General features: G+C 59.1%; 14 protein-coding genes. 7 read left to right on the top strand and 7 right to left on the bottom strand.

Translation table 11 applies throughout. The annotated features are described in order from the left end of the window. Window positions 1-78: 78 nt before the first annotated feature. Window positions 79-978, top strand: coding sequence for an SDR family oxidoreductase (locus RGCCGE502_RS14800; protein WP_016554977.1), 900 nt, complete (start codon window positions 79-81; stop codon window positions 976-978). A 240-nt stretch (window positions 979-1,218) separates the two neighbouring features. Here RGCCGE502_RS14800 and RGCCGE502_RS14795 read toward each other — a convergent pair whose 3' ends face one another. Then, entirely contained in the window at window positions 1,219-2,130 is a 912-nt protein-coding gene (locus RGCCGE502_RS14795) for a LysR family transcriptional regulator (protein WP_016554976.1), read from the bottom strand. Window positions 2,131-2,298: 168 nt separating this feature from the next. On the opposite strand from RGCCGE502_RS14795, the gene RGCCGE502_RS14790 reads away from it, so the two are divergent. The 3 genes from RGCCGE502_RS14790 to RGCCGE502_RS14780 all read left to right on the top strand — a co-directional run bounded on the left by RGCCGE502_RS14790 (window position 2,299) and on the right by RGCCGE502_RS14780 (window position 7,673). After that, window positions 2,299-3,117 carry an alpha/beta hydrolase fold domain-containing protein gene (locus RGCCGE502_RS14790; RefSeq protein WP_016554975.1) on the top strand — a complete coding sequence of 273 codons (819 nt, stop codon included), beginning with the start codon at window positions 2,299-2,301 and terminating at the stop codon, window positions 3,115-3,117. Between the two features lie 41 nt (window positions 3,118-3,158). Then, window positions 3,159-4,349, top strand: a complete 1,191-nt coding sequence (locus RGCCGE502_RS14785) for an efflux RND transporter periplasmic adaptor subunit (protein WP_016554974.1) — start codon at window positions 3,159-3,161, stop codon at window positions 4,347-4,349. Window positions 4,350-4,472: 123 nt separating this feature from the next. Beyond that, entirely contained in the window at window positions 4,473-7,673 is a 3,201-nt protein-coding gene (locus RGCCGE502_RS14780; RefSeq protein WP_016554973.1) for an efflux RND transporter permease subunit, read from the top strand. 228 nt (window positions 7,674-7,901) lie between these two features. Here the strand turns inward: RGCCGE502_RS14780 and RGCCGE502_RS14775 are convergent, their stop codons facing one another. The 4 genes from RGCCGE502_RS14775 to RGCCGE502_RS14760 form a co-directional block, all read right to left on the bottom strand. After that, a complete protein-coding gene (locus RGCCGE502_RS14775) occupies window positions 7,902-8,483 on the bottom strand; it encodes a hypothetical protein (protein WP_016554972.1) in 582 nt (193 codons plus the stop codon). Window positions 8,484-8,513: 30 nt separating this feature from the next. Then, the gene (locus tag RGCCGE502_RS14770; protein WP_016554971.1) at window positions 8,514-8,891 is read right to left on the bottom strand and encodes a hypothetical protein; all 378 of its coding nucleotides are present in this window, start codon (window positions 8,889-8,891) and stop codon (window positions 8,514-8,516) included. 81 nt (window positions 8,892-8,972) lie between these two features. After that, complete coding sequence (locus RGCCGE502_RS35300) at window positions 8,973-9,230, bottom strand: hypothetical protein (protein ID WP_244441702.1); 258 nt, start codon at window positions 9,228-9,230, stop codon at window positions 8,973-8,975. A 312-nt stretch (window positions 9,231-9,542) separates the two neighbouring features. Continuing rightward, complete coding sequence (locus tag RGCCGE502_RS14760) at window positions 9,543-10,259, bottom strand: recombinase family protein (protein WP_016554969.1); 717 nt, start codon at window positions 10,257-10,259, stop codon at window positions 9,543-9,545. Window positions 10,260-10,443: 184 nt separating this feature from the next. On the opposite strand from RGCCGE502_RS14760, the gene RGCCGE502_RS14755 reads away from it, so the two are divergent. After that, window positions 10,444-10,917 (top strand): hypothetical protein, encoded by a 474-nt coding sequence (locus RGCCGE502_RS14755; RefSeq protein WP_141652333.1) that lies wholly within the window; start codon window positions 10,444-10,446, stop codon window positions 10,915-10,917. Window positions 10,918-10,958: 41 nt separating this feature from the next. Next, window positions 10,959-11,321 carry a DUF6984 family protein gene (locus RGCCGE502_RS39185; protein WP_016554967.1) on the top strand — a complete coding sequence of 121 codons (363 nt, stop codon included), beginning with the start codon at window positions 10,959-10,961 and terminating at the stop codon, window positions 11,319-11,321. 11 nt (window positions 11,322-11,332) lie between these two features. Here the strand turns inward: RGCCGE502_RS39185 and RGCCGE502_RS14745 are convergent, their stop codons facing one another. Continuing rightward, a complete protein-coding gene (locus RGCCGE502_RS14745) occupies window positions 11,333-11,677 on the bottom strand; it encodes a Terminase small subunit (protein ID WP_141652332.1) in 345 nt (114 codons plus the stop codon). 260 nt (window positions 11,678-11,937) lie between these two features. Continuing rightward, window positions 11,938-12,393 (bottom strand): helix-turn-helix domain-containing protein, encoded by a 456-nt coding sequence (locus RGCCGE502_RS14740; RefSeq protein ID WP_016554965.1) that lies wholly within the window; start codon window positions 12,391-12,393, stop codon window positions 11,938-11,940. A gap of 550 nt (window positions 12,394-12,943) precedes the next feature. Here RGCCGE502_RS14740 and RGCCGE502_RS37260 point away from each other — a divergent pair. Next, on the top strand, window positions 12,944-13,090 hold the full coding sequence (locus tag RGCCGE502_RS37260) for a hypothetical protein (protein WP_019279977.1): 147 nt from the start codon (window positions 12,944-12,946) through the stop codon (window positions 13,088-13,090). Window positions 13,091-13,099: the final 9 nt, after the last annotated feature.

Genomic DNA, 13,099 nt, shown 5'->3' with positions numbered 1-13,099 from the left:
TCCAGCCTTGCAACGGCGGGTTCGGCCCGCCGTCTCCAACATCAGACTCTAGCTGTCACTATTCGAAGGAACAGAACAATGGAAAAGCAGGTCATCGTCATAACCGGAGCGTCCAGCGGCTTCGGCGCTCTCACCGCCCGCACACTCGCCGGGGAAGGGCACATCGTCTATGCCGGCATCCGCGATACGGTGGGCCGCAACGCCAAGGCGGTTGCCGATATCGCAACATTCTCGCGGGACAACAATGTCGATCTCCGTTCGGTCGAGCTCGATGTCGTCTCGGATGCTTCCATCGCAACCGGAATTGACAAGGTGCTCAAAGAGGCGGGTAGGCTGGATGTCATCATCCACAATGCCGGTCATATGTCCTTCGGGCCGGCCGAAGCATTCACGCCGGAGCAATATGCGGAGTTGTTCGACGTCAACGTGCTGTCGACGCAGCGGGTGAACCGCGCCGTGCTTCCCCACATGCGCAAGCGGGGCAAGGGCTTGGTCGTCTGGGTCTCGTCGTCAAGCACGCGCGGCGGTACGCCTCCCTATCTTGCGCCTTATTTCGCAGCCAAGGCCGCGATGGACTCCGTTGCCGTCTGCTATGCGTCCGAGCTTGCCCGCTGGGGGATCGAGACAGCAATCATCGTGCCCGGCGCCTTCACCAAGGGCACCAACCACTTCGCGCATTCCGGCTCGCCTGCTGACGCTGCGCGGGCGGCCGAATACAATGAGGGGCCTTACAAGGGCGTTCCGGAACAGGCGCTGCAGGGTCTTGCCGCTCTTGAGCCCGCCGATGCCGATGCGGGCACGGTTGCGACGGCGATTGCCGAGGTTATCGCCATGCCGTTTGGTACGCGTCCGTTCCGCACTCACATTGACCCGTCAGAGGACGGTGCCGAGATCGTCAATGGTGTCGCCGATCGCGTTCGCGCCGAATTGTTCCGGCGGATCGGTTTGGAGGATTTGCTCAAGCCAGCTGTTCACTAAACCGTGATAGTTGCCATTGTTCCGTTTTTGCGAATCTGCTGTGCAGGAATCAGGACTTAACAAATGGCAAAAAGCAGGCTTATATTGATTGTGTAAAGGCGACTGGAAGACCTCCAACTCCGGGCGCCAACCTCAGATACCGGCCGAGCCATTTCCCTGGTGACGCGGCGGGGTCTGAAAGGAATTTGATGACAGACAGTTGCGGCCCGTCGAAGGAACCCCTTCCGGGCCGCAACTGCATCATCGATCGTTCAGCTTCGCATCCGAGAGCAGTTTCACCAGCCAATCGACGAAGACGCGGACCTTGTTGCTGAGGTGGCGGTTTGGCGGATAGACGATATAGAGCGGCAGCGGCTCGCGGCTCCATTCCGGCAAAATCTCGACCAAGTCGCCCTTGGCCAGCGCATCGCGGATCATGAAGCGCGGCAGTTGAGCAATACCGAGCCCAGTCAGCGCCGCATTGACGAAGGTTCGGCTGTCATTGACCGACAGCAGGTAGCGCGGATTGATCTCCAGATCCTCATTGTCCTTGCGGAATTCGAAGGGAAGCGTCCGGTTCGTCTGAGCGCGGAAGTAACTCACTGAATAATGGTCGTTTTCCAGCTCTTCGGGGCGAGCAGGAATGCCGAATTTTTCGATGTAGAGCGGTGCCGCGCACGTAAGCATTTCGACCTCCGAGACACGTCTCGCGATCAGCGACTGGTCAGCCGGCGTGCCGGCGCGCAGCGCGCAATCGACGTTCTCCGCGAGGTAGTCGACGGTGCGGTCGCCGACCCCGAGATCGACACGAATATCCGGATATTTCTGGTAGAAATCGCAAAGTGCCGGCACGACGATCCAGTCGGCGAAGGCGCCTGCCATCTCGACGCGCAGGCGCCCGGTCGGCAAGCCTTGCGAGTTCGAAAGACTGCCGTCCAGTTCCTCGAGCTCGGAGACGATCTGCGCCGCCCGCTCGTAGTAGAGTGCGCCATCGGTGGTCACCATGACGCGACGTGTGGTGCGGTTGAGAAGCTTGGTGTGCAGATGCGCTTCAAGCCCCTGTATGAGATTGGTCACCGTCGCCTTGGGCATGGCGAGTGTGTCGGCGGCCCGTGTGAAATTGCCCGTCTCTACGACGCGGATGAAGGCGCGCATTGCCGAGAGCTGGTCCATCGGAAATCACCTAAGCAGGTTGCACTGCGGTATTGTTCGAAATACGGAACAGTGTAATCGCTATGAAGCTCCTTATTCCGTCAGGGAAATAACAATATCTTTTTTTCAGAAATTGCAAGCCGTCGTGGCTCGCAATACGCTAGCTCGGTGAAAACGAGAGCCAGAACGATGACGGTGCAGGTGAAAGACATAGTGTTTGAGAACGTGGCCACCGGCCCGGTTTCAACACGCGTCTATCAGGGCGCTGAGTTTGGCAAGGGTTCGCCGATCGTCCTGTTCTTTCACGGCGGCGCGTTCCTGCAGTCGGGCGTCAAGGACAGCGCGGTGGCGGAATGCATGGCACGTGCCGGCGCAATCGTCGCCGTGCCTGACTACACGCCGCTCGGCAACATCTTTCCGAAACCGCTCGAAGTCGGTTACTCGATCTTTTCCTATCTCGCCAACAAGCGCGCCTCGGGTATTGGCGACCGTAATTCCCTGCTGATCGTGGCTGGCGAAGAAGCGGGCGGTAACATTGCCGCCGGCGTCGCGTTCAAGGCGCGCGACCATTATGCCGATGCGCTCAATGGCCAGGTTCTGATTTCACCGCTGCTTGATCCTTTCATGGGCACATCGTCGATCCGCAAGGCCGATGGCATCGGCATGCGTCAGCGCTGGGCCGAAGGCTGGAGCCACTATCTGAGTGGCGGCGGCTGTCATCCCTACGCCGCGCCGTGTCTGTGTTCCCGTATTTCAGGAGTCGCGCCGGCACTGGTTCTGACGGCGGAGGATGATCCGCTTCGCGACGAGACGCTCGGTTACGCCGATCGCCTGAAACAGGCTGGTGTTCCAGTTCGCCGGAATGTCCTCCCCGCCGGGGCAGGCTGGCCGTTGCTTTATGGCGGGAAGTGCGAACAGGCGCCGAACTGGCAACAGACGATCACGGATCAGTTCGAGAGCTTCGTTCAAGAAATTAGCAGCCAACCCATTGCATTGAAGACGAACTGATTGAATTCGGCCACTGAGAGAGGGCCGTAAGGAGAGTACCAATGACGTCCAGTAAAAAGCGCTGGGCCCTTGTGGGCGCCGGCTTGGGACTTGCTGCGTCCGTTTCGGCCGCAGCCATCTTTTTTGAACTGCCGATGAGCACGACTGCAACGGCGGCTTCCACACCTGCACAGGCTCCCGCTGTGCCGGTCACGGTTGCCGTCGTCGCCAGCCGTGATGTCACGACGTGGCAGGAGTTTTCGGGCCGCCTTGAGGCCGTCGACCGCGTGCAGGTCCGTTCACGCGTGGCCGGCGCCGTTCAGTCGGTGCACTTCCGCGAAGGCGCGCTGGTGAAGGCCGGCGATCTGCTCTTCACCATCGATCCGGAGCCCTACCAGGCGGCGGTTTCGCAAGCGGAAGGACAGACCGCCTCTGCCGAGGCCAAGGTCAATCTTGCGCAGATCGAGCTGGAGCGCGGCCGCAGGCTTTCCGACAACAAGACGATTTCGCAGAGCGATTTCGACCAGCGGCAGAACGCCTTCACCGAGGCTCAGGCCGGTCTTCGCACCGCTCAGGCGGCGCTTCGCTCGGCCCAGCTTGAGCTCGGCTACACCGAAGTCCGCGCGCCGGTTGCCGGCCGCGTCGGCAAGATCGAGGTGACCGTCGGCAACCTTGTTGCCGAAGGCAGCGCATCTCCGGCGCTGACGACGCTTGTGTCGGTCGACCCGATCTACGCCAGCTTCAATGCCAGTGAAGAGATGGTGACGAATGCGCTTGCCCAGCTTCCTGCTGGCGATGGTGCCGTTCCCGCTGTCGAGCAGATCCCGGTCGAGGTCGGCACGCTCGCCGACCAAGGCACTCCGATTAAGGGCAAGCTGCAGCTGATCGACAATCAGGTCGATGCGGCCAGCGGGACGATCGGCGTTCGCGCCGTCTTCGACAATCCCGGTGGCAAGCTCATCCCCGGTCAGTTTGTTCGTGTCCGCATGGGCGAGCCGAAGGCCGAGAACAAGATCCTGATCAGCGACCGCGCGATCGGCACCGACCAGGACAAGAAGTTCGTGTTCGTTGTCGATGCCGAAAACAAGGTCAGCTACCGGCCGGTCCAGCTCGGCCCGTCGGCGGATGGCCAGCGTATCGTCGAAAGCGGCCTGACTGTTGGCGACAAGATCGTCGTCAATGGCCTGCAGCGTATCCGTCCGGGTGCAGTGGTTGCCCCGCAGGCGGAAGAGAAAGTCGCGACGGCTCAGTAAGCCGAACTATCCGGAGCGTTTCGGCGCTCCGTGCAATTCCGAAATGACCTGACCCACCGGCGGCATCCCAACCGCCGGAGAGGGTCTTTGCATCCCAAATTTCATCCCGGAGAGGGCTTTGAAATGAATTTCTCCAGATTCTTTGTCGACCGTCCGGTGTTCGCCGGTGTCCTATCGGTCCTCATCGTGGTCGCCGGTCTGCTTGGCCTGCGTTCACTGCCGATTTCCGAATATCCGGAGGTCGTTCCGCCGTCGATCGTCGTGCGCGCCACCTATCCCGGGGCAAACCCGGAAGTCATCGCGCAGACGGTGGCGACACCGCTCGAAGAGCAGATCAACGGCGTCGAGGGCATGCTCTACATGTCCAGCCAGGCGACATCGGACGGCGTCATGACGCTGACGGTGACCTTCAAGCTTGGCACCGACCCCGACAAGGCACAGCAGCTCGTCCAGAACCGCGTGTCGCAGGCCGAACCGCGCCTGCCGGAAGAGGTGAAGACCATCGGCATCACGACGGTCAAGAGCTCTCCTGACCTGATGATGGTCGTGAACCTGATCTCGCCTGACAACCGCTACGACATCACCTATCTACGCAACTATGGCGTCCTCAACATCAAGGACCGCCTAGCGCGCATCGATGGCGTCGGCCAGGTGCAGGTGTTCGGTTCGGGCGACTATTCGATGCGTGTTTGGATCGACCCGCAGAAGGCTGCCGAGCATGGCCTTGCCGCCAGCGACGTCACCAATGCGATCCGCGGGCAGAACGTGCAGGCCGCAGCCGGCACCATCGGCGCTTCGCCGAGCCTGTCGGGTGTCGATCTGCAGCTGAACGTCAATGCGCAGGGGCGTCTGCAGACGCCTGAGCAGTTCGGCAATATCATCGTCAAGACCGGATCCAATGGCGAGATCACGCGTCTGCGCGACGTCGCCCGCATCGAACTCGGCGCCGCCGATTACTCGCTGCGTTCGATCCTCGATGGCAAGCCGGCCGTCGCCATCCCGGTCTTCCAGTCTCCGGGTTCGAACGCCATCACCATCTCGGACGAAGTCCAGAAGACGATGGAAGAGCTGAAAACCGCCATGCCTGACGGCGTCAGCTACGAGATCGTCTATGACACGACGAAGTTCGTTCGTTCGTCGATCGAGAAGGTCGTCGACACGCTGCTCGAAGCCATCGCGCTCGTCGTTATCGTCGTCATTCTGTTCCTGCAGACATGGCGCGCCTCGATCATCCCGCTGATTGCCGTTCCGGTCTCGATCATCGGCACGTTCGCGGTGATGTATGTCTTCGGCTTCTCGATCAACGCGCTTAGTCTCTTCGGCCTCGTGCTGGCGATCGGTATCGTGGTGGACGACGCGATCGTCGTTGTCGAAAACGTCGAGCGAAACATCGAAAGCGGGCTCAGCCCACGGGCTGCAACCTACAAGGCCATGAAGGAAGTGTCCGGTCCGATCATCGCGATCGCGCTTGTGCTCGTCGCGGTTTTCGTGCCGCTCGCCTTCATCTCCGGCCTGTCCGGACAGTTCTATCGCCAGTTCGCACTGACGATTGCGATCTCGACGGTCATTTCGGCCTTCAACTCGCTGACGCTGTCTCCTGCTCTGGCTTCGCTGCTGTTGCAGGACCATCATGCCAAGCGTGACTGGCTGACACGCTCCATGGACGCGGCCTTCGGCTGGTTCTTCCGAGGCTTCAACAAGGCCTTTGGCGCCGGTTCGCGAGGCTATAGCAAGGGCGTCGGCGGTCTGCTGTCGCGCAAGAGCATCGTCATGCTTGTCTATGTGGTGCTGGCAGGCGCGACCTACGGCCTCTTCAATGCGGTGCCGGGCGGCTTCGTGCCGGCGCAGGACAAGCAGTACCTGATCGGCTTTGCCCAGCTGCCGGATGCCGCCAGCCTCGACCGCACCGAAGACGTCATCAAGCGGATGAGCGACATCGCCATGGCAGAGCCCGGCGTCGCGCACGCGATTGCCTTCCCGGGCCTGTCGATCAACGGCTTCACCAATTCCTCGAACGCCGGCATCGTCTTCGTGACGCTGAAGGATTTCGAGGAGCGCCAGTCGCCGGCGCTTTCGGGTGGTGCGATCGCCATGTCCCTGAACCAGAAGTTCGGGGCGATCCAGGATGCCTTCATTGCGATGTTCCCGCCGCCGCCGGTCAACGGTCTCGGCACGACGGGCGGCTTCAAGATGCAGCTCGAAGACCGCGCCGGTCTCGGCTATCAGGTGCTCGACGAGGCCAACAAGGCGATGATCGCCAAGGCCTACCAGACGCCTGAACTGACCGGCATCTTCTCTGCCTACCAGATCAATGTTCCGCAGCTCTATGCCGATCTCGACCGTGAGAAGGCGGAACAGCTTGGCGTCCCGGTAACCGATGTTTTCGAGACGCTGCAGATCTACCTCGGTTCGCTCTATGTCAACGACTTCAACGCCTTCGGCCGTACCTACAGCGTGCGCGTCCAGGCCGATGCCAAGTTCCGGGCCCAGCCCGAGGATATCGGCAAGCTGAAGGTTCGTTCGGCATCGGGCCAGATGATCCCGCTGTCTGCGCTCCTGAAGGTGAACGCGACAACCGGGCCGGAGCGGACCAACCGCTATAACGGTTTCCTCTCCGCCGATATCAACGGCGGTCCTGCTCCGGGCTTCTCCTCCGGCCAGGCTCAGGCAGCGATCGAAAAGATCGCCGAAGAGACCTTGCCGAAGGGCATCAGTTTCGAATGGACGGATCTGACCTATCAGCAGATCCTGGCGGGCAACTCCGGCGTGATCGTCTTCCCGCTGGCGCTGCTGCTGGTGTTCCTCGTGCTCGCTGCTCAGTATGAAAGCCTCGCGTTGCCGATCGCGATCATCATGATCGTGCCGATGGGCGTGCTGGCGGCGTTGACAGGCGTCTGGCTGACCGGTGGAGACAACAACATCTTCACGCAGATCGGTCTGGTCGTCCTTGTCGGCCTCTCGGCGAAGAACGCGATCCTGATCGTGGAATTCGCCCGCGAGCTGGAATTCGAAGGACGGACTCCGGTTCAGGCCGCCATCGAGGCAAGCCGCCTGCGTCTGCGCCCGATCCTGATGACCTCCATGGCCTTCATCATGGGCGTCGTGCCGCTGGTCACCTCCACCGGCGCGGGTGCCGAGATGCGTGCGGCCATGGGTGTGGCCGTGTTCTCGGGCATGATCGGCGTCACCTTCTTCGGCATCTTCATGACGCCGGTCTTCTACGTGATGGTTCGCAAGCTGTCGGGCAACCGTCCGCTGATCCAGCACAAGGAACACGAGCACGACGAGGAGGAAGCCGAAATCATCCGTCTCGCCGCCGAATAACCCCCACTCAGTGGCGAGACGTGGAAAGGCGGAGCATTGCTCCGCCTTTCCTGTGTCATATCAATTTGTTTTAATTGCATTTTTATAGCGAAAGGGTCTCTCAACTGGCCCTTAGATTGCACCTTCGCTCGCTGCTACCCCCTTTCCCGGCCTGTGGATAACATCCGTCTTGTGTATCGTCCGTGCAACGAAATGCAGGGGGGCGGCATGTGAAGCGGGCGCCGAAGTTCAATACGAAGGCTTCCGGCCCCGCCTTCCCAATGTTTGGTGGAGCGCGAGCAGGAACACCATGCATTGGCTAAGAAGGTTGAAGCGGAGAAAGCCGACGTCTTGGCGCATGGTCTCCATCAGGTCTGCTTCATCATAATTCGCAATGTAGCATAGGGACTTGAACAGCTTGGATTTCTCATTGTGACCCTCGATGATTTCCATCAGGCTCTTGTTCAAATTCCGAATGTCGTGAGCGTAGTGATTGCGGACCTTCCGCACGGCCTCGACATATTCGACAACGTCTTTCGGCGCTCCGGCAGCTTCCAATAGTCGTAGGATTGATGACTTGCCTTGATAGCTCAGACCGTTAACGAAGCGCTCCATTTTGTCGCCTTCATCACCTGCGACCCCGTTGACCCGCAAGAGACGCGCCATAGTTTCGCGAATTGCGGTTTCATTTAGAGCGTCGATTTGGATTATGAACGCCCAATCCGAACGCTCTTCAAGCAGGCCGAGAAATAACTCCTTTCCTACTCCGATTGCTTTCCCGAACTTGTCCGCCCTTTCAACAAGAAGCCGGAATTGGTTCTCAACAGCCATAAGCTGGCATCCTCTGTGCAATTATTTGCATTAGAACCATGCGGCAGCGAGTGCCACGACCAGACTGGCTACACCGAGCTTGAACCCTGTCTCCGCCTCGACAAATAGAATGTTCCGGGCTTCCCGCACTATCGGCTGATTGGGGTCATCGGTTTCTATTATCTGCCGAGTGATATGGCTTGGAGGCCCGAATGGGTATTTTTCTTGGTCTCCATATTCTTCCATCACAAAATCAAACCAGCCCGAGACCCGCAGTTGCAGGACCGAGGCCAAACCGAGCAGCGCGGCGGCTGAATTCAGTAGTTTGCCAGCAGGCAGCGGACCTGCAAATGCCGACACGGCCCCGGAGGCCATACAGGCCACGGCAGCGCCGAGAACGACTAGATAGATTGAGCGAAGACGGTTCATCGGACCTTCCCAAAGAGTGCGTTCGAGCCCAGCAAGCAGCGCCGTCCCGTCCCTCGATAGCCAAGCGCCCACGCCCAGCCGTCAAACCTTGCCATTGTTCTTCAGCACTTCGGCGGCATTGAAAGCGCCCTTGGCGCCCGCATCGTTTGCGTGGAACAGGCGCACGTTCGCGCGAAAGGTTGCGTTCACGCCAAGCGGCGAGCTTGATGTCAAGACGTCCTCAAGGCGGAAATGTGTATAGCCCCGCCGCAGGGTACTCTCTGCCACGTTTTTCATCGTTAATGCGCGTATGGAACTCGCCAACTTCCTGTTGCCGTTTACTTTCGTTTCGACGGGCATCGAGACATTCAACGCATTCGGCGGCGGCAATTTATCCGTCGTTGTACATGCACTCAGGATGCAGGCGACGCCTACGGCTGCTATCAAGTTTTTCACAGTGCCCCAACCTTCCGACGTACAACCTCAGCGAGCCCCTAGGGCAAGTCAACGCATGGGCGCAGCGGCGGCGGCATCTCCCACAGGATTATTGCACCGAGAGCTCCGCCTTGGTTTCAGACGCTGATGTTGGTGTGAACAGGGGGACCCTTTTTGCCACCCCACCCCGCCCGCCGAAAGTCCCCCGAGGGTGGGCCGGTCTCGTTTGTCGTCCACCTATACTTTTCCTTCGGACTTGCGGTCGAGCATGCGGGAGACGGCTGCCCTTGTGAAGCGGGTGCCGTTGCTCGAAAAATAGCCTGCCTTCGCAAGGGCATCAGCGACATCGTTGAGCGAGCGGCGCTTACCATTGACGGGGTAGCGATGCAGTTTCTTCGCCAGTGCAACCATGTCCACCCCGCCCTCAAGCTCGGCATAGTTCTTCCGGCCTCCGACCTTCTTGCCGGTCTCGCGGCGCTTTCGTTCACGGGCACCACGCAACTTCTCGACCAGCATCGCTTTTTCGAATTCGGAAACGGCACCGAGAACTTGCCGGATTAGCCGTGCGGTCGGCGTATCGGCAACGAAGCTGTCGGGGCTATCAGCGGCAATGAGGTTTATGCCGCGCGCCTTCAGCATCTCATGCCCGGTTTCCTGCACGATGAGGTCGCGTGCGAAGCGGCTGGCTGTCTCGACAAGGATTGTGCGCACGCCATTGGAAAGCAGCCTCTCCAGCATCGCGGAGAAACCCGGCCTTTCAGTCACCGCATCGGCACCGGAAACAGCGGCGTCGTAGTAGCTGTCAACAATCTCATAACCGGCTGATTGCGCGAAGTCGTCAATTGCCTCGCGCTGCCGCCGTTCGCTGTCCTTGTCCTGCCCGACATTTGCCGCGCTGGAGGTCCGGAGGTACGCCACGGCCTTTATGTTTCCCTTGGCAACCAAAGCATCCATCCTGTTTTCTGTATCTTTTCCTTCAGCAATTGATACAGCGATGCTCAAATGAATGCGAGAGAAATCGACGCTCGCTGGGCAGGCGGCTCCACGAAAGCGGTCGTTAACGGTATGTTGAGCAAGCTTGTTGGCACAACCATTCACACATGGTGCGGATAATTAGCCTCAAAAGTTGAGGCTCACTATGTCACCCGTCGAACAAACCATACGAAGAAGAGAGAACTATTCTCTAGCCATTATCTCAGTCGGCGTAGCCATGATTTTCGGCATTCGCTTTGCACAACTCGATGATGCCGAAGCAAACCGGTTCATTGCCTATGTCGGCCTAGCGCTTGCCGGAATTGTCGGCCTTTACAACACGCGTTTATCCGAAAACATCGCCGCCCTTGACGCGTTCTTACAACGGCGGGGCATGTCGGGAGATTTCGAACATCTCTTCAAAATTTCAACTGGAGTGATTTTCCTGTTCGCGGCGATGGGTGGTTATACCGTTTTCGCGATTGCCCGCGCGTGGCTCGGCCTACCACTTCCCTTTCCACCTCAGCGACTGTTCATTGGCCAGTTACTCGTGGTCGCCATACCGCCGTTTCTCGGAATGATGTTCGGGAAAGCGCTCGCCGCAGTAACTCTTATGGTTCGCGCTTACCGTTCACTTTAGGATGGGCCAAGCGACGACATCAGAGGAAGACGGGAGGAGAAATGTCTCGTGCATGGCGACCTTTGACACCGAACGAACGTCGGCTGGTCGAGAAGTTATTGTCGAGAGAGTTTGCCGGATGCGAAGCACTGCGCCTCCAGTTGGAGACGGCTCGCGTGTCTGCGATTGACAAGGAGGGCAGTCTGCAGTTTCGGGTCTCGGGCCCGCCAGCAGCGGTAGCGTTCCGCGTTCCAACGGAAGGCTACTATTTCGACAAAAGCGGCGTTGATTTCCGACCGGCCGTCAACGTTCTACTGCATATAGTGGACGGCAAACTTCATGAGTTGGAAGTGTACAAAGATGACGGGTCACCCGTCGAATTATTACCCGAGCAACTTGACGTTACTGCCCTCAGATTTCCGTAGAATGCGGCAGTTCATTCTGTCGCCGCCTTCCGCTTGCTCAGTTCTGTCAACGAGGGTCTTGGTCCAAGCCCGCTCGCGAATTGCGCCGTCCACTCCTGCTCGGTTAATTCCAACACCCTTGTCGGCAGCGGTGCAGGCTTGTGCATGACTTCAAGCTGTCTCGGTGCTTCCAGACCGAGCAGCCGTGCCTGCTGTGCAATAGCGGCGACCATCGCCGCCGGGTTCTTGCATTCTCTAGCAAATTCAATGACCTCATCGAGGTCAGCGACCAACGAGGCGACGGTTTTTTCGGTGCGTTTTGCCGCCTGCCCCTTCAATTCGCCGACCCTGTCGCTCACCCTATCATTTTTCATCAATCGGCACCCGTTTGCCTCTGCGGCGTGGCCCTCAGCGCCATAGATGTCGCCATAGGCCCGATAAACCGGCTGTCCACGGGCAATCGCTTGGGAAAAAAGTTCATGACGTTGGTTCTGTAGCGGTGGCATTGGTGGCGCTCATCTCAACAACACCCTCACATGGTAAACTATATGTGTACCTGTGGTGAGACCGTGACTGCGCCGATTTGAGGCTCCACGGTCTCTCTCATGGCCCCGTGAGGCCGATTTTGCGTTAGTATTCAACTCAACGGTGTCATCACAGGTACCGTGGAGGTCTGTAGTGACACCGTATTTTTTCCGTTCGTACCGACCGGACGCCATTGCATAAACGCTTTCGACGGCAATCGGTTGGCCCTGTCACAAGCATACGCCGTCAGTCGATACTCGGTCGCGTGACGCACTTTAACGTGAAAGCTTCCCGGCTCCGCGACTTCGATAAAGCCTCGTTCTGCGAGCACCGATAAGGCTCGTGAAATGGTGTTCTTGGAGACCTTCAAGGCTTCGGCCCCTTCACGCGCAGAAAAGCATATAAAGCCGTTGTTGCTACCGTTGTATCGTTCTGCGAGGGCGATGTAGGTGCACCGCTCCACGGCGGACAGCGAATTCCAGGCGGAGCACTTGAGCATGGAGTGATAGAGCCGCAGATGGCGGGGCTCCCCTCTTTGGCGCCCTCGTTTATCTTGGCCCTTGCCCATCAAAGTCCTCCAAAATGGAAATTTGAGAGCGAACGACACCCTTGAGCTTTTTGACCGGTCCATCGTGGTCAAGACGGAATGCTATGGAAGGTCGGTTTTTCATTGCCGCCCCTCCGTCCAACTCGGAAGGCCAGTCAAGGTGGCGAGCGCGATGGCGTCACATTCGCCCGCCAACTCACGGACATTCCGCATCAGCCCTTGCCGGGTTCGGCAGTAGCGCCGTCCGTCCCATCGCGGCTGTCCGTGCCTCATTCCGGCACGACGTTGCAATATCCACTGGATTGCATCGTGGCACTCGATAACTCGCCAGTTCGGGTTTAACTGGGCGACGATGGCGGGATAGTCGTCAGCTTCCTCTCTTCGGTTTCTGTTCGCGGGAAGGCACGGAGAGACCGCAATCGTGGCATGGCCCATATCGCTTATAGGGATGGCGCTTACACAAGCCTCTCCGTTGTCGGCAAGCTGATACACGAGCCGTGCCGGGGCGGCTTCGGCGACAAGCGCGCATCCTTCACTGAAGGCGCGTGTCGGTCAACGCAGGCCGGGAGCAGTGGCTGTCCCTTACATCGTCGAGCAGATTATCGCAGCGGTGGAGACATTCAAGGCACAGCGACTGAATACGGACGCGGCCGTCGCTGAGGTCGCTGATTGGTACAACATCAGCAAGGAGTATGTTTACCGATGCCTCCGGCAGTGAACTCAATTC

Source organism: Rhizobium grahamii CCGE 502, assembly GCF_000298315.2.
GTDB classification, from domain to species: Bacteria; Pseudomonadota; Alphaproteobacteria; order Rhizobiales; family Rhizobiaceae; genus Rhizobium; species Rhizobium grahamii.
This window is presented reverse-complemented; position numbering and strand designations above follow the sequence as displayed.